This window comes from Serratia sp. X3 (assembly GCF_014982455.1).
Lineage (GTDB): Bacteria > Pseudomonadota > Gammaproteobacteria > Enterobacterales > Enterobacteriaceae > Serratia > Serratia ureilytica.
On record NZ_JADCNB010000001.1, the window covers coordinates 295,209 to 311,841 of the forward strand.

At 59.9% G+C, this 16,633-nt stretch carries 14 protein-coding genes; 5 read left to right on the forward strand and 9 right to left on the reverse strand.

All coding sequences use genetic code 11. The features are described 5' to 3' along the window. Positions 1 to 10: 10 nt before the first annotated feature. The 5 genes from IMX17_RS01450 to puuR form a co-directional block, all read right to left on the reverse strand. Positions 11 to 958 (reverse strand): siderophore ABC transporter substrate-binding protein, encoded by a 948-nt coding sequence (locus IMX17_RS01450; protein ID WP_046896369.1) that lies wholly within the window; start codon positions 956 to 958, stop codon positions 11 to 13. Between the two features lie 55 nt (positions 959 to 1,013). Next, positions 1,014 to 3,002 (reverse strand): ligand-gated channel protein, encoded by a 1,989-nt coding sequence (locus IMX17_RS01455; RefSeq protein ID WP_193549253.1) that lies wholly within the window; start codon positions 3,000 to 3,002, stop codon positions 1,014 to 1,016. A 244-nt stretch (positions 3,003 to 3,246) separates the two neighbouring features. Further along, the gene (locus IMX17_RS01460; protein WP_042785047.1) at positions 3,247 to 4,242 is read right to left on the reverse strand and encodes an ABC transporter permease; all 996 of its coding nucleotides are present in this window, start codon (positions 4,240 to 4,242) and stop codon (positions 3,247 to 3,249) included. Continuing rightward, positions 4,239 to 5,750 (reverse strand): sugar ABC transporter ATP-binding protein, encoded by a 1,512-nt coding sequence (locus IMX17_RS01465; protein WP_193549254.1) that lies wholly within the window; start codon positions 5,748 to 5,750, stop codon positions 4,239 to 4,241. The genes IMX17_RS01460 and IMX17_RS01465 overlap by 4 nt, the downstream gene beginning before the upstream one ends. Positions 5,751 to 5,904: 154 nt before the next feature. Next, the gene (gene puuR / locus IMX17_RS01470) at positions 5,905 to 6,462 is read right to left on the reverse strand and encodes an HTH-type transcriptional regulator PuuR (protein WP_016927000.1); all 558 of its coding nucleotides are present in this window, start codon (positions 6,460 to 6,462) and stop codon (positions 5,905 to 5,907) included. A 394-nt stretch (positions 6,463 to 6,856) separates the two neighbouring features. Between puuR and IMX17_RS01475 the strand changes: the two genes are divergently transcribed. Both IMX17_RS01475 and IMX17_RS01480 read left to right on the forward strand, forming a co-directional pair. Continuing rightward, a complete protein-coding gene (locus IMX17_RS01475) occupies positions 6,857 to 8,275 on the forward strand; it encodes a glutamine synthetase family protein (protein ID WP_046896372.1) in 1,419 nt (472 codons plus the stop codon). A gap of 536 nt (positions 8,276 to 8,811) precedes the next feature. After that, positions 8,812 to 10,179 carry an APC family permease gene (locus IMX17_RS01480; protein WP_025303526.1) on the forward strand — a complete coding sequence of 456 codons (1,368 nt, stop codon included), beginning with the start codon at positions 8,812 to 8,814 and terminating at the stop codon, positions 10,177 to 10,179. A 69-nt stretch (positions 10,180 to 10,248) separates the two neighbouring features. Here the strand turns inward: IMX17_RS01480 and sbcB are convergent, their stop codons facing one another. The 3 genes from sbcB to IMX17_RS01495 all read right to left on the reverse strand — a co-directional run bounded on the left by sbcB (position 10,249) and on the right by IMX17_RS01495 (position 12,216). Next, on the reverse strand, positions 10,249 to 11,676 hold the full coding sequence (gene sbcB / locus IMX17_RS01485; protein WP_033643788.1) for an exodeoxyribonuclease I: 1,428 nt from the start codon (positions 11,674 to 11,676) through the stop codon (positions 10,249 to 10,251). A gap of 90 nt (positions 11,677 to 11,766) precedes the next feature. Further along, on the reverse strand, positions 11,767 to 11,955 hold the full coding sequence (locus IMX17_RS01490; protein WP_033643787.1) for a DNA polymerase III subunit theta: 189 nt from the start codon (positions 11,953 to 11,955) through the stop codon (positions 11,767 to 11,769). A gap of 54 nt (positions 11,956 to 12,009) precedes the next feature. Next, on the reverse strand, positions 12,010 to 12,216 hold the full coding sequence (locus tag IMX17_RS01495) for a hypothetical protein (RefSeq protein ID WP_046896373.1): 207 nt from the start codon (positions 12,214 to 12,216) through the stop codon (positions 12,010 to 12,012). A 258-nt stretch (positions 12,217 to 12,474) separates the two neighbouring features. Between IMX17_RS01495 and IMX17_RS01500 the strand changes: the two genes are divergently transcribed. Then, positions 12,475 to 13,584: an SDR family oxidoreductase gene (locus IMX17_RS01500; protein WP_046896707.1), complete on the forward strand. Its 1,110-nt coding sequence runs from the start codon at positions 12,475 to 12,477 to the stop codon at positions 13,582 to 13,584. Between the two features lie 36 nt (positions 13,585 to 13,620). On the opposite strand, the gene IMX17_RS01505 is transcribed toward IMX17_RS01500, so the two are convergent. Beyond that, positions 13,621 to 14,367, reverse strand: a complete 747-nt coding sequence (locus IMX17_RS01505; protein ID WP_019453597.1) for a helix-turn-helix transcriptional regulator — start codon at positions 14,365 to 14,367, stop codon at positions 13,621 to 13,623. A 176-nt stretch (positions 14,368 to 14,543) separates the two neighbouring features. Between IMX17_RS01505 and IMX17_RS01510 the strand changes: the two genes are divergently transcribed. Further along, positions 14,544 to 15,311: an N-acetylmuramoyl-L-alanine amidase gene (locus IMX17_RS01510; RefSeq protein ID WP_193549255.1), complete on the forward strand. Its 768-nt coding sequence runs from the start codon at positions 14,544 to 14,546 to the stop codon at positions 15,309 to 15,311. Positions 15,312 to 15,405: 94 nt separating this feature from the next. Beyond that, on the forward strand, positions 15,406 to 16,473 hold the full coding sequence (locus tag IMX17_RS01515) for an FUSC family protein (RefSeq protein WP_033643781.1): 1,068 nt from the start codon (positions 15,406 to 15,408) through the stop codon (positions 16,471 to 16,473). Positions 16,474 to 16,633: the final 160 nt, after the last annotated feature.

Genomic DNA, 16,633 nt, shown 5'->3' on the forward strand with positions numbered 1-16,633 from the left:
CGGGCTTTTTTTATCGTGCAGCGCGGTTCAGTGCTTCGCTCACGCGTTCGACGACGTGCTGGGCGGTGACGATGCCGCCGGACAGATAGACCTCGGCCGCCGGCAGATAAACCACCTGGCCTTTTTTCACCGCCGTGGTTTTCTTCAGCGCGGTGCCGGTAAGGATTTTCTGCGGCGCCACCGCGTTCGGCCGACCGGTCGCAGCGTCTCTGTCGATGACGAACAGCCAGTCCGGGTTCAGTTTGGCGACCTGCTCAGGCGTCAGCTTATTGCCGCGCACGTCTTTGTCATCGGACTGCAGCGCGGACGAGAAGCCGAGGGCGTCATAGACGAAGCTGAAACGGCTCTTGGGGGCATAAGCGCTGATCTTGCCGCCGGAGAACAGCACCACCAGCCCGCGTCCGGCCTGGGCGGCCTGTGGTTTGACCGCCGCGATCTGCGCATCCAGCTTATCGATCGCCGCCTGCGCCTGTTGCTGCTTATCGAACAGCTCGCCCAACTGGCGGGTGCGCTGTTTCAGGCTGCCCAACTGATCCTGCTGATCGACGGACATGTTCAAGGTCGGCGCCAGCGCATTCAATTCGTCATAGGCTTTGGACGCCCGGCCGGCGATCAGGATCAGATCCGGTTTGGCGGCGCGCAGCACGGCCATATCCGGCTCGAACAGGGTGCCGGCATTGAGGTATTTCTCGTCCTGATAGCGCTTCAGGCTATCCGGCAAGTTCTTACGGTTGCCGGGCAGCGCCAGCGGCTCGACGCCCAGCAGCTGCAGCGTTTCCAGCGAGGCGTAATCCAGCACCACGATGCGCTGCGGGTGCTTCTTCACCTCGGTGCTGCCGTTCAGGTGCTGGACGTTGACGGTGGCCGAGGCCGCCGGCGCGTCGGTTTTGCTGTGGCAACCCGCCAGCGCCATCGCGGCCAGCAGGGCGATCATCAGGGGGGAGCGGCGTAATCTCATGGGGCTTCCTCTCGGTGATGGAATGAAAAGGGCGCGCAGCGCGCGCCCGGGGGCATCAGAAGTTGTAGGTCATGCCGACGGTGTAACGGCGGCCGTCCAGCGTGGTGCGGTAGTGATCGTAATCCACGGTCTTGTCGAGAATGTTGTAGACCCCGCCGGTCAGCTGCAGGTTTTTCGCCGCCTGGTAGCTCAGGCCCGCATCGACGAAGGTGTAGGACGGGGTGCTGGTCTCCATCGACGTGCGGCTCAGGTAGTCTGAGGTGCGGCTGCGGAAGTTAACGCGCGACCACAGGCTGAGGTCTTGCGTGGCCTGCCAGTCCAGCACGGTGTTGAGCATATGCTTCGGCATCTGGTTCAGCGCCTTGCCCTGGAACTCGCCGCTCTTCTGCTCGGAAGCGGTGTAGGTGTAGTTGGCGTTCCACTTCCAGTCTTTATTGATCTGCCAGCCGAAGGTGGCTTCTACGCCGCGCATATTGGCTTTGTCGACGTTGACGCGATCGCTGATAAAGTCGTAGGGCGTACCGCCAATGGTGCAATCCGGCGTGTCTTCGCAGCGGCGCACTTCGGTGATCTTGTTCTTGAAGTCGGTGTTGAAGACCGTCACCCCGGCATTGACGCCTTTCAGGCTATCCCACATCAGACCGATCTCTTCGCTCAGGCTCTTCTCCGGCTGCAGATCCGGGTTGCCGACGATGATGCCTTTACGCACGCCGCCGCCCGTCGCCTGGCCCCAGCTGGCGGAGGATTGGCGCAGATCCGGCGAACGGTAGCCGGCGGAGACGCCGCCTTTCATCGTCCACTGTTCGGTCAGGTGCCACACGCCGTACATGCGCGGCGACCAATGGCTGCCGAAGTTCTGATCGCGATCCATACGGATGCCGCTGGTCAGGCTGAAGTCGTTGGTCAGCGCCCATTCGTCTTCGGCGAACAGCGCCCAGCTCCAGCGCGTCAGCTGATTGACGTCTTGCGCCGAGCTCAGCTGGTTGCCGCTGTCGCCCAGTTTCTCATAGCGGTATTGGCCGCCGAGGTTCAGCATGTGGGCACCCAGTTCGAACTGGTTCTGGGTATTGAAGATGGTGTTGTACATCTTCATCTTGCGGCCCGGGTTATTGGTCTCTTCGCGCTGAACGTAGCTGGTGGAGTTACCGAAGTCGTAATAACCGTTGTGGGCCAGCGAGTAGTTGGTGCGGGTGTAGAGGTCTTCGCTGCGTGAGGACGGTTTGCACTTGCCTCTGCTGCAGCGCTCCGCCGCCACCGATTTGCCCGGCGTGCTGTTGCGATCCTGCAGCGAGCGGCCGATTTCAAAGTCGAATTCGTTTTTCTCGTCCGGGGTCAGGGTGAACACCGCGGTGCCGCTGCGCATGCGCTGTTCGTTGTAACCGTTGACGATTTTATCTTCCGCGCGGCGCGACAGCAGGCCGTTGACCCGCACGCCGAGCAGGCCTTCAATCAGCGGACCAGACGCGTAGGCGTTGGTCTGGAACAGATCGCCAGAATCGCGGTTTTCCTGAAGGGTGGCGTCGCCGTGCAGCGAGCCTTTCCACTCGGTGCGGGAGGTCTTGCGGGTGATGACGTTGATCACGCCGCCCATGGCGTCGGAACCGTACAGCGAAGACATCGGCCCGCGCACCACTTCGATACGTTCGATGGCTTCCATCGGCGGCAGCCAGCCCTGTTCGATGCCGGCGTTATCGCTGTTCGGCCGGGTGCCGCGGGTATCGACGCGCTTGCCGTCCACCAGAATCAGCGTGTACTTGGAGGACATGCCGCGAATGCTGATATCGCTGCTGCTGGCGCCGCCGGTGACGACCACGCCCGGCACGTCTTTCAGCGCATCGGTCACATCGCGATAGGCTTTATCTTCAATTTGCTGGCGCGGGATCACCGAGATGGAGGCGGCGGAGTCCTGAATTTTTTGCTGAAAGCCGGAGGCGGTGACGACCATGGTGTCTTGGGCGTCAGTCTGCGGTGCGGCCAGCGCGGCGGTGGCGCTGAGGGAGGCGATCACCAGAGCGGCGAGCTTGCTGTAACGTGGCGTTTCCATGAGGCAAACCTTTCCTGGATTGATGTGAAAGTAATTAACCAATTGAATTTCTGATGAAATTATTCATCGTTCGCTGAGAAATCCGGTGCTTCGTCAGCGTTGCGTGAGGGTATTGTAAGGATTTTTTACTTAATGTAAACGCTAATGATAATTCATATCATTTGTATGCTTGTTATTCTTGCTGGAAAGAGTAACCGGATGAATTAAAGGGAAAACCGGCGCAGCGGATGTGCGCCGGGGAGGATCAGCGTTTCTGGATGTAAGTGATGGCCAGCGCCAGCGCCAGCACCAGGCCTTTGATAATGTCCATGGCGTAGTAGGGCACTGACAGCATCACCAGGCCGTTTTGCAGCACGCCGAGGATCACCGCGCCGATCAGGGTGCCGAGCGCATTGGGTTTGCCGGAGCCGGCCAGCGAGAAACCGATATAGGCCGCCGCCACCGCATCCATCAGATAGCCGCCGCCGGCGTTGACCTGCGAAGAGCCGATACGTGACGCCAGCAGGATGCCGCCAAGCGCCGCCAGCCAAGAGGAAATGACGTAAGCGGCAACCCTGTAACGCACGGTGCGAATGCCCGACAGGCGCGCCGCCTCGGGGTTACCGCCGATGGCGTACATGCGGCGGCCGTGCTTGGTCAACGACAGGAACAGCTGTACCGCCACGGTGACCGCCAGCATGATCAGCACGATCACCGGCACCTGGCCGAGGGCGGAAAACACTTCCGGGATCAGGCCTTCCGCCATGTCGCCATTCGGCAGCACCATGTTTTGGGTGATGGAGCCGCCGTAGCTGTAGGTCATCGCCACGCCCTGGATCACGAACAGGCTGGCCAGCGTCGCCAGCATATCGGGGATTTTGAGCACCACGATCAGCAGGGCGTTGAACAGGCCGACCAGCGTGCACAGCAACAGCGTCACCACGATGGCGCCGGCGGTGCCGAACCCGTGCCAGACGAACAGGGAAATCACCAGCGCGTTGGCCAGCGAGGCGGTCGAGCCGACCGACAGATCGAAACCGCCGACCGACAGCGAGATAGAGACGCCGATGGCGATCACCGTCACGATGGCGATCGAGCGCAGGATATTGATGATGTTGTTGGCATCGAGAAAGTTGTCCGACGCCAGGCCAAACAGGGCGACCAGCGCCGCGACGGTCAGCAGCATGCCCCACTTGTAGAGGAAATCAAACAGCTGTTGGCGCCAGGGCAGCGCAGGCCGCAAGGCAAATTCTTTACTCACGCAGGGGTTCCTCCGGTGGAATAGAGCAATAAGGTTTCTTCGTCGGTATCGGCGGCGTTCAGCTCCGCCACGATGCGGCCATCCCACAGCACGCAGATGCGATCGCACAGGCCAATCAGCTCGGCGAACTCGCCGGAGGCGTAAATCACGCCTTTGCCGGCGCGGGCCAGGCCGTCGATCAGGCTGAACAGCTCCTGTTTGGCCTTGATGTCCACGCCCTTGGTCGGCTCATTGAAGATCAGCACGTCGGCGTCGCCGCGCAGCCACTTGCCGATCGCCACTTTTTGCTGATTGCCGCCGGACAGGCGCGCCAGCCGCTGTTGCGGGCCGGAGGCGCGAATGTTCAGACGCTGCATGATCTCGCGCGCCCAGCGCAGCTCTTGTCGCCGGCTGAACAGGCTCCAGCGCGAGAAGCTGTCATCGGCGCTGACGCTCAGGTTCATCGGGATCGCCTCATCGATAAAAATGCCTTCTTTGCGGCGCTCTTCCGGCACCAGCGCTAATCCCTGTTCGACCGACAGATGCGGCGCGCGCGGCGCCCAGGGCTGCCCGCGCAGTTCGCCGCGTTCCAGCTGCGCGGCGCCAGCGCCGAACAATGCCTTGCACAGCTCGCTTTTCCCCGCACCGGCCAGCCCGGCGATGCCGAGGATCTCGCCTTCATGCAGCCGCAGCGAAACGTCGCGCAGCTTATGGCGATCGCGCAAGCCCTCCACCTGCAGCAGCGTACGCCCAGCGTGCGGTGGGCGCGGCGGCGGGAAAATGTCGTCCAGCCGGTGGCCGAGCATTTTCTCGACGATCTGTTCGCCGCCGAGGCCGCGCATGGCGTCTTCGCTGACGCGGCGGCCGTCGCGCAGCACCGTTAGCCGATCGCAAATGTCGCTCAGTTCGTGGATGCGGTGAGAAATGAACACGATGCCGATGCCTTCGGATTGCAGGCGGCGCACCACGTTGAACAGGCGCTCGCTCTCGGCGCGATCGAGCGGCGCGGTCGGTTCATCGAGCACCAGAAAACGGCAGCGGTGCGACAGCGCGCGCGCCAGCAGCACCTGCTGTTTTTCCGCCAGCGTGCAGTCCGACAGGCGTCTGCGCGGGTTGAGCGGCAGCGCCCATTGCTGCAGCAGCTGTGCGGCGCGGCGGTGCAGCTCCGCCCAGTTCAGCCAATGGCCCGGCTCGTTCAGCCAGTCCAGCATGATGTTTTCCGCCACCGACAGCGTGGGGATCAGCGCGACATCGACTTCTTGCTGCACCACGTGGATGCCGTGGCGGCGCGCCTGCAGCGGGGAATGAATTTCCACTGCCCGGCCGTCGATCAGGATCTCGCCGCGGTAGTGATCGTGGGCGCCGGAGAGGATCGCCATCAGCGTCGACTTGCCCGCGCCGTTGGCGCCGACCAGCGCGTGGATTGAGCCGCCGTGCAGCGTGAAGTCCACGTCCTGCAGCGCGTTGAAGCCGGCGAAGGCGATCGAGATATTGCGCATCTCGAGGCGCGAAGGTGTTGCGGTTGACATTGCGTAGTAAGGCCGTTTAGATGTTTAGATGGCTGTTTTGCTCTGTTGTAACACAGATTGCGCCGTTGGCAACCAACAAAATGGCATAACGGCGATGAAAGCGTGGGCGGGCAGGGGCGCAACCCGCGTCAGGCTGCGCCGGAGCGATAAACGGTCAGAAGGTGGTGGGGGTGTGTGCGCTGACGATGCGGCAGATGCGCGCCGAGGTATTGCTGAAGCTGTGCGGAATGCCGGTGTTGATGGCGTAGCTCTGACCGGCGGTCAGGCAGTAACTCTGACCGTTGATGGTCAGCACGATCTCGCCCTCCAGCAGGGTGCCTATCTCTTCGCCCTGATGCTTGATCTTTTCGCCGGTGGTGGTGCCGGGCTGGTAGGTTTCCAGCATCATCGCCAGGTTGCGCGTCGGGCTGCCGTTGTGCACCAGCTTCATCGATACCCCCTGGCTGCCGATCTCAATCAGATCCTCGGCGTCGATCACCACGCGCGGCTCGTCGACGGCCTCCGGTTCGGCAAAGAATTCCGACAGCGACAGGCCATACACCTTAAGCAATTTTTGCAGCGTGCTGATGGCCGGGCTGACTTTGTCCTGTTCGATGGTGCTGATCGCACTGTGGGTTAACCCGGACAGTTCGGCGACCCGGCGCTGCGACAAACCCAATTGCTGGCGGATCTGCGACAGGCGTTTGCCCGGTGCCAAGCTGGCTTCGCTCATAGCGGTACTTCCTTCTGGTAAGGGCGACAGGCAGAAATGACGATCGGTATCGGGCGCCTGCCTGGTCGATAACGATGCTGCATGATATCGGTAGTTAGGGTAGGTTTGGAAAATATATTGCCCATGCTCACCGTCGGCGCGGTGGACAAAATAGTTGACGTGAAAATGGCGGCAAGGCCTTTTCGGTCAATATTTTATCAATTTAGCAGCCGGTGGCGAATAATCAAACAGGATTGTAACATTTGCAAACCCATTCTGTTAAGACTATGTTTCATGTTGTGGATGTTATTTTGAGCGCCCGCAGCGGCGCGACCTGGCGAGAAATCCAATCATGTGTTGAATCGAACGGCGGACGGGCGCCAATGCGCCTTAAGAGCATAATGGCGGGTGACGTATGCAAACCAATAGCGCAGCAGTTGAACATTTTGCACAGCATCATGAAGAGAGGCGAAGTAGCGCGTTCCAAAATGAGGTCGCTCATTATTTGGAACGCCATCCCGCCACGCAGTATATCGATATCCTTCTCACCGATCTCAATGGTTCCTTCCGCGGCAAACGCATACCCGTCTCAGGGTTGAAAAAACTGGAAAAAGGCAGCTACTTCCCCGCGTCGGTGTTCGCTATGGACATCCTCGGCAACGTGGTGGAGGAGGCCGGCCTTGGGCAGGAACTCGGCGAACCGGATCGCGTATGCCTGCCGGTGCCCGGTTCGCTGACTCCGTCGGCGGCCGATCCGCAGCACATCGGCCAGGTGCTGCTCACCATGCTGGATGAAGATGGCACTCCCTTTGACGTTGAACCCCGCAATGTGCTGAACCGCGTGTGGCAGGCGCTGCGACAGCGCGGCTTGTTCCCGGTGGCAGCGGTAGAGCTGGAGTTTTATCTCATCGATCGGCAGCGCGACGCGGAAGGCGATTTGCAACCGCCGTGTGCGCCCGGCACGCAGGAGCGCAACACCCAAAGCCAGGTGTACTCCGTCGATAACCTGAACCATTTCGCCGAGGTGCTGAACGATATCGACGCGCTGGCGAAGCTGCAGGGGCTGCCGGCGGACGGCGCGGTGGCGGAGGCCTCGCCGGGGCAATTCGAGGTCAACCTGCGTCATACCGACGATATCTTGCTGGCCTGCGACCACGCGCTGGCGTTGAAACGGCTGGTGCGGCTGGTGGCCGAGAACCACGGCATGCACGCCACCTTTATGGCCAAGCCCTATGAGGATTACGCCGGCAGCGGCATGCACGTGCACGTCAGCATGCAGGACGGCGCGGGCAACAACCTGTTCGCCGACGCCGAAGGCGAGGATTCGCCGCTCTTGAAACAGGCGCTGGCCGGGATGATCACCCTGATGCCGGCGTCGATGGCGCTGTTGGCGCCGAACGTCAATGCCTATCGGCGTTTCCAGCCGGGGATGTATGTGCCGATCCAGGCCGCCTGGGGCCACAATAACCGCACCGTGGCGCTGCGCATTCCCTGCGGCGAACCGGAGAACCGTCGGGTGGAGTACCGCGTGGCCGGCGCCGACGCCAATCCGTATCTGGTAATGGCGGCGATCCTGGCCGGCATGCTGTACGGGCTGGACAACCTACTGCCGCTGCCTGAGCCGGTGACCGGCAACGGGCTGGAGCAAGAGGGGCTGCCGCTGCCGATCCGCCAGAGCGACGCGCTGTACGAGTTTGAACATCAGCACGCGCTGACGCACTATCTCGGCGAGCGTTTCACCCGCGTTTATCACGCCTGCAAGACCGACGAACTGCTGCAGTTTGAACGGCGAGTGACGGAAACCGAGATCGACTGGATGTTGAAAAATGCCTGAATAGGCGTATAAAGTAAGAGGTATGTGCGGGCGACTGGCCTGCCGGCAGCGGATTAATTCGCCTGCCAGGCTGGTTTTCCGTGCGATCGACAAAAAGAATTTGTATTTGAGGGTTTCCGGATCTTGTCATTCGGAGGCATTCTGGTGCAAAATATCTCAAATGCAGATAGCCGACGTTTTGAAAGCGTCGGTTATTTTTTTTTGCATTATGTTTTACCAACGTAGCGTTTCATACACCAAGCGAGGCCGGACACCGATCCGGATAGATAAATAGTTTCGTGCACGATCAAACAAAACTTTATGGTCGTGACTCATGAGGATTAGAAAGATGGGGCAATTTTTCACTTTAGCGCCGGTGCCCGCCGGTTTCCGCTGTGGCCGCAGCGACTATGGAGCAGCCGAGGTTTCCTCGACCCGTTATCCAGCTTACAACCCCCTTCTTTTAGAATTAAGTCGCTCGTTGCGAAGTTTCCCCGCAACCTTAAGTCTTGGCGTGTCCGCTATCCGCAAGGCTCAAGGTAAGGGGGGGCTGAACAATGTCCGATAACACCATCAACGCCGCTCCGGCTCAGCGCACTCAGCTGCGTAAAACCCTGACTTTAGTTCCGGTAGTGATGATGGGCTTGGCTTACCTGCAGCCAATGACCATTTTCGATACCTTCGGCATCGTATCCGGCCTGACCGATGGTCACGTCGCGACCGCGTACGCCTTCGCTCTGCTGGCGATCCTGTTTACCGCCCTGAGCTACGGCAAGCTGGTGAAGAAGTTCCCTTCCGCCGGTTCCGCCTACACCTACGCCCAGAAAGCCATCAGCCCGCACGTCGGCTTTATGGTGGGCTGGTCATCGCTGCTGGACTACCTGTTCATGCCGATGATCAACATTTTGCTGGCCAAGATTTACCTGGAAGCGATCTTCCCGGGCGTACCGTCCTGGATCTTCGTGGCGGTGCTGGTCGGCTTGATGACGATTTTCAACCTGCGCGGCATCAAGCTGGTGGCTAACCTGAACTCCATCATCGTGGTGGTGCAGGTGGCGATCATGATCGTGTTCCTCGGCCTGGTGATCAACGGCATTTACCACGGCGAAGGCGCCGGTACGCTGGTCAGCAGCCGCCCGTTCTGGTCCGATAACGCTCACGTGGTGCCGATGATTACCGGCGCGACCATCCTGTGCTTCTCGTTCCTGGGCTTTGACGGCATCAGCTCCCTGTCCGAAGAGACCAAAGATGCGGAAAAAGTGATCCCGAAAGCCATCTTCCTGACGGCGCTGATCGGCGGCATCATCTTTATCGTGGTGTCTTACTTCGTGCAGCTGTACTTCCCGGACATTTCGCGCTTCAAGGATCCGGACGCTTCGCAGCCTGAAATCATGCTGTACGTAGCGGGTAAATTCTTCCAGTCGGTGATCCTGGTGTTCTCCTGCGTGACGGTATTGGCGTCGGGCATGGCGGCGCACGCGGGCGTTTCGCGTCTGATGTACGTGATGGGCCGCGACGGCGTGTTCCCGACTCGCTTCTTCGGCTATGTGCATCCGAAGTGGCGTACCCCGGCGCTGAACGTGCTGCTGGTAGGCGCCATCGCGCTGTCCGCGGTGTCGTTTGACCTGGTGACCGCGACCGCGCTGATCAACTTCGGTGCGCTGGTGGCCTTCACCTTCGTTAACCTGTCGGTGATCTCGCAGTTCTATATTCGCGACAAGATGAACCGCACCGTGAAGGACACGTTCAACTACCTGATCCTGCCGGTGATGGGCGCACTGACCGTCGGCGCGCTGTGGATCAACCTGGAAGCCAGCTCGATGACGCTGGGCCTGGTTTGGGCGGCCATCGGCCTGATCTACCTGGCCTTCGTCACCCGCAGCTTCCGCCTGCCGGTGCCGCAAGCGAGCGAAGACGCCGCCTAAGCGCGAGCCGTCTCCTCAGCCACAAAAAGGCCGCTTTCGCGGCCTTTTCCTTTTCTGCTGCGGCGGGTTTTATCCCACCAACTCTTTGCCGTAATCGAACAGCGCTTTCAGCAGGGCGGTTTTCTCTTTGTCGCCTTCGTGCAGGTTATACAGCGACTCGAGCTGCAGCAGATAGCTCTGCACGCGCTCCGCGCTCAAGGCTTCCTGACGATGTTGCAGCCAGCGGCGCTGCTCGGCGTCGTCCAGCGTATTCGGGTAGTTGCGCGCGCGGAAGCGGAACAGCAGCTCTTTCATGCGGCCGTCGCTGAAGGCCAGATCCAGCGCCGGCAGGTTCTGCGGCTTGGTCTGCTGGATAATCCTCATCGCCGCCTTGTCGGCATCGCTGAAGAAACCGTCGTACAAGCGGGCGTCGACGTCCTCGGAACCTTTGAACGGCTCGGCTTCGGCGAACAGCGCGACCACTTTCTCGCGCACTTCCGGATGCTGTTTTAGCAGCTGCAGATTTTGCAGGCACGCCTGACGATCGATGCCCAGCCGCTCGGCGTTCTCCGGCAGCAAGGTTTTGGCCGGGGCCAGCACCGGGCATTTGTTGATATGCACCAGCTTGATCGGCACCGGCGCCTGATCCGGCGCCAGATCGTCGCGGCGGGTGTACAGCCGTTCACGCAGCTGCTCGGCGCTCAGCGTCAACAGCGGCGTCATGTCGCCGGCCAGATCGCACATGATCACCGCGTTCTTGTTGTCCGGGTGCCAGGCCAGCGGCGATACCCAGCTGGTATTGCCGCGCGCCGCGCCGAACATGCCGGAGACGTGCACCAGCGGCGTCATGTCAGCGACGTCGATCAGGGCGTTCAGCTTGTGTTTATTGCGGTGCTGCAACAGGAAATCGAACAGCCGCGGCTGCGCCTGCTTGACCAGCTTGGCCATGGCGATGGTGGCGTAAACGTCCGACATCGCATCGTGAGCCTGCGTGTGCTCGACGCCGTTGGCGCGCGTCAGGTGTTCCAGGCGGAAGCTGGGGAAACCGTCTTCGTTTTCCGGCCAAACGATGCCGTCCGGGCGCAGAGCGTAGCAGGCGCGCATCACATCCAGCAGATCCCAGCGCGAGTTGCCGTTTTGCCAGCTGTAGGCGTAGGGATCGTAGAAGTTGCGATAGAAGATATTGCGGCTCACTTCGTCATCGAAGCGGATGTTGTTGTAACCGAGAATGCAGGTGCCGGCCACGCTGAAGGCCTGATGGATTTGGCGGGTGAATTCGGCTTCGTTAACGCCTTTGGCGCGCGCCACCTGCGGCGTGATGCCGGTGATCATCACCGCCTCCGGTTCCGGCAGGTAATCGTCGGCCGGGGCGCAGTAGATGACCAGCGGCTCTTCGATAATGTTGAAATCCATATCGGTGCGCACGCCGGCGAACTGCGCCGGGCGGTCCAGCGACGGGCTCTTGCCGAAGGTCTCGTAATCGTGAATATAAAATGTGGCCGTTGCCTTGCTGCTCAAAATCGCGTCTCTTCAGTGGCGGATACAATATGCCTCTATTGTAACGGCGTGGGGAGCGATGCCAAGCGGCGGTTAGCGAAATGCGCGCAATTACGCACGGCGATAATAATTCAGCCGTTGATGAAAGTAGGGGAGCAAGTGGTCGGGGACCTGTTGTTCTGTTTCCGCCTGAGTGGAGGCGATGCCGTAGCGTTCATTGTAGATCACGCTGATGGCCAGCAAATCGGTTTCTATTTTCTCGCGTTGCGCCTGCGGTAAGCTATCCAGCTTTCGAGCCATCGTTATCTCCCTGTTAACCTTAGGGCATAATAGGATCGTTAGCGGATATTGTCCCTACCCATTCCGAGGGGCAGTCGACGCCTGAGCGCCGGGTTGCGCGCAAGGCGCCTGGCTGTGGCGGGCGGCGAACTCGCTCTCTGCGTGATGTGCCTGGAAGCGATCCACGCGTTGGTACAGCGAACAGGCACCGCCGATCACCGCCACCCAAAACAGGGTGCATAGCAGCAAAACCCCCAACCAGATTTTTTGGTTATAGGTCATAAGTCCTCCACGGACGCTAAGAGAAATAACATTGACCATTAAATTAAATCAGGGGTTACATCAATGGTATTTAAACAGTAGGGATTAATCGTAATCTTGTCCCGACTCTTTTGTTACTAAACCCATGATGGATGTTTCAAAAGATTCCTTAAGATAATATTAAGAAAAGTGTTTAAGGGCGCCGTAATTCTATTTAATAATTGTTTAATTATCCGCAGATACAATCTTCCACATTCAATGCCAATGTGGGTGACAATTATGAAAACGCTGCTGTTGACCGGCGCTACCGGCTTTCTCGGTGGTGCGGTTCTTGAAAAATTATTGATTGAAAATCAGTCCATTAATTATCTTTTGCTGGTGCGCGCCGACGATGCGCAGCAAGGGCTGGCCCGTATTCGCGCGAATATGGAAAAGTTTAATATCGACGCGAATCTGCTGTCTAAAATTACGATAGAAAATATATTGTTGGGCGACCTTTCCGAGCCGGCCAACTTTTTAACTGACGCACGCATTAACAAAGTCACGCATGTTATTAATTGCGCGGCCGTTGCTTCTTTCGGTAATAACCCGCTCATTTGGAAGGTAAACGTAGAAGGCACACTGGCCTTTGCCGAAAGAATGGCGCAGGTGCCGGGATTAAAACGCTTCCTGCACGTCGGTACCGCCATGTCCTGTTCGCCGGAGCCGGGTTCGCTGGTGTCGGAGAGCGGCGAGTTTGAGGAAGACGCCGAGCACCTGGTGGAATATACGCGTTCCAAATCCACCATCGAACAGCTGATGCGCCAGCGCTGCCCGCACATGCCGCTGACCATCGCCCGTCCGTCGATCGTCGTTGGCCACACTCGCCTGGGCTGCCAGCCTTCCAGCAGCATTTTCTGGGTGTTCGGCATGGCGCTGATGCTGCGCAAGTTCATGTGTTCGCTGCAGGACAATATCGATGTGATCCCGGCGGACTACTGTGCGGATGCGTTGGTGATGTTGATGAACAGCGAAACGCTCGAGAACGACGTTTATCATATCTCCGCCGGTGAGGAGAGCAGCGTCAGCTTTGCCGAAATCGACCGCGCCATGGCGGCGGCGCTGGAAAAGGCGCCGGTGGGCGATGAGTATGCGCAGGTGACGTATGACGCGCTGGTGAAAATGCGCCGTCAGTTGAAAGACATTTTCGGCCCGTGCAACGAGCGGCTGATGCTCAAAGCGATGCGCCTGTATGGATCGTTCGCCATGCTCAACGTGCGTTTCAGCAACGAGAAAATCCTCAAGCTGGGCATGCCGAAACCGCCGCGCTTCACCGACTACATCGCCGGCTGCGTGCAGTCGACCCGCGGGCTGTCCATTCAGCAGCAGATGGTGGTGGACTTCAAATAACCGCCGGGCGCCCTGGGCGCCCGACGCAGTGGTCCGTTACCAGGACGAAGATGACCAGAAGACGCGGCCGAGCACCACCAGTTGCTCTTTGCGCTGCTGATAGCTGAGATGCTCGTCCTGGTACTCTTCCCGGTTGAGGGAGCGGATGATGACGCCGCCGTCCGGCTGCTCGATAAGCACCTTCACCCGCAGCAAATTGCCGTGGCGGATGGCGTAGGTCTTGCCCTCGCGGATGCGCGTGTCGTCGGTGTTGATGCCGACCACGTCGCCGTCCTGCAGGCGCGGCTCCATGCTGGAGCCGGAGATGCGGATAATGCGCGCGGCGTTGACCGCCACCCCCATCTTGTGCAGATAGTAACGGCGAAAGATCAGCGAAAACTCCTCGCGATCGACGATTTCGTAGCAGCCGTCGCCGGCGGAAAAATCGATATCCAGCAGCGGGATCTCCACAAACTCTTCCTTGTCTTGTTCGGTATCTTCCCATACCACCGGTTTCAAGCGGGCGGGTTGGAAGTCCGACTCCGCCGCCACGTTGTCAAACGGGCGCACCAGCTGCTTTTCATGAAACACGTCGAACCAGCCCTTGGGCAAATTCAGCCTGGCCTCGATCCGCCTGGCCAGATTGTCGCCAAGATTGCGGGAGGATTTCTCCCCGATGATTTGGCTCAGCGTCGGCGCGGAAGACTCAACCAGCGTGGCGAATTCATTCTGGTTGACGCCTTGCCGGGCGTAGCGGGCCATCAATTCGCGCAGATTGTTGCGCCTGATTTCTTTAGTTTCCATCGTGCAATGATCGCACTCTTTAGCAAAAAGGTAAATAACGATTTTGCTAAAAAACACTTGCGCATGATTTAGCAATTAGCTAAAACAAAAAGGGTGAGCCAAGGGTTCACCCGTGCGGGGCGGTCTGTCATGATGAGGGGCCGCTCAGTGAAATCAAACGAGAGAGGGACTTTACGATGTACAAGATTGATTACAATAGCTACCGATCGGTCGCCAGCTTCGGCCGCCGCGTGCGCTTTCTGGTGCTGCACTACACGGCGCAAAACTTCGCCGACTCGGTGAAGTCGTTGACCGGAAAATCGGTCAGCGCGCACTATCTGGTGCCGGATCCGACCGAGGCGACCTATCAGGCCGCCGGCTTCAGCGGCGTGCGCATCTTCAACCTGGTGGACGAGAATGAGCGCGCCTGGCATGCCGGCACCAGCCAATGGGGCACCCGCAGCAATATCAACGACACCTCGATCGGCATCGAGATTGTCAACCTGGCGAGTGGCGACGGTGGAAACATCACCTTCCCGCCGTTCAATCCGCAGCAGATCGAGGCTGTCACCCAGCTGGCGCAGAACATCCTGCAGCGTTATCCGGACATCTCGCCGGTGAACGTGGTGGCGCACTCCGATATCGCGCCGGGCCGCAAGAGCGATCCGGGCCCGCAGTTCCCGTGGCAGCAGCTGTATCAGGCCGGCGTCGGCGCCTGGTATGACGAAGCGACCAAGCAGCAGCGCCAGCAGGAATACTGCAGCCAGGGCCTGCCGGCGCAGGCCGATCTGCTGAAACTGTTCGCCCAATACGGCTACGACACCTCGGCGGCGAACACCGCAGAAGGCTATCGCCAGCTGGTGCGCGCGTTCCAGCTGCACTTCCGTCAGCAGAAGTATGACGGCGTGATGGATGTTGAAACCGCCGCCGTTCTGCGCGCGCTGGTCGACAAGTACGTCGCCTGAGCCTGAAGGTGAATGGGGGACGCCTCATTCGCCTTTTCCTCGCCGGGCTTCCTTCGCTAAAATAGCGGCCTGGCTGGTCTTTATCGGAGGCACTGTGCGCCTCGATCGAAAAATCTCTTCCCTTGAACTGCTGACCTATCGCCACTACCGCATCGTACACGGCGTGCGCATCGGGTTGGCGTTTATCCTGACCTTTCTGCTGATCCGCCTGCTGGCGGTGCCCGAAGGCACCTGGCCGCTGATCACCCTGGTGGTGGTGATGGGGCCGATCTCGTTTTGGGGCAACGTGCTGCAGCGCGCGCTGCAACGCATCGCCGGCACGGTGTTCGGCGCCGCCTCCGGCCTGATCGCCCTGTATCTGGAACTCTATTCGCTGCCGCTGATGCTGGTTTGGTGCGGCGTGGTGATGTTCGTCTGCGGTTACCTGACGCTCGGCAAACGGCCGTATATGGCGCTGCTGGTGGGGATCACGCTGGCGGTAGTGTGCGGCGCGGGCGCCGGCGACATGCACACCGCGCTGTGGCGCAGCGGCGACGTGATCTTCGGCTCGCTGTTGGCGCTGCTGTTCACCAGCATCTACCCGCAGCGCGCCTACATTCTGTGGCGCATGCAAATGGCGGACTGCCTGCAAACCGCCGCCCGCCTCTACGGCGCGTATTTTTCGCCGAACGTTATCGAGCGGCCGCGGCTGGAGCCGCAGCTCAAGGATCTGTTGAATCAGGTGGTGAAGCTGCGCAGCCTGATCGTGCCCGCCAGCAAGGAAACCCGCATCCCCAAAGCGGTGTTCGAAGCGGTGCAAACCCTCAGCCGCAATCTGGTGTGCACGCTGGAACTGATGGCCGATGCTTACTGGGCCTCGCGCGAAACGCACTTCATCATGTTGAACGCCCGCACGCTGCGCAGCACCCAGCTGCTGACGCTGAGCTCGCTGGAGTCGCTGGCGGTGCTGATGCGCGAAGGGCCGCAGGCGCAGCGCCAGGCGGCGGCGGGGCAGCTGGCGGAAATCGCCGGCGAGCTGAAAACGCTGATGCAGGAAGTCAGCGTCGGCCAACACGGCGAAGCGCCGATTTACGGCTACGTTTGGCTCAGCATGGAGCTGGCGCAGCAGCTGGAAGAGCTGGGGGATTTGCTCCAGGTTTGCACCGCCGCCGGGCGCGAATAAGGGGTCAGATCATGAAGGCGGCGCTTTGGGTTTTGGCCGCCGGGGCAAAGTGGGTAAGATAAGCCAATCACTGTTGTGCCGGACCGCCACAAACCTGTATCTTGGTGCCATGTGGCCGTAAGCAAATGAATCTGTGTATTACTAAAGCAAGGGTATAAAG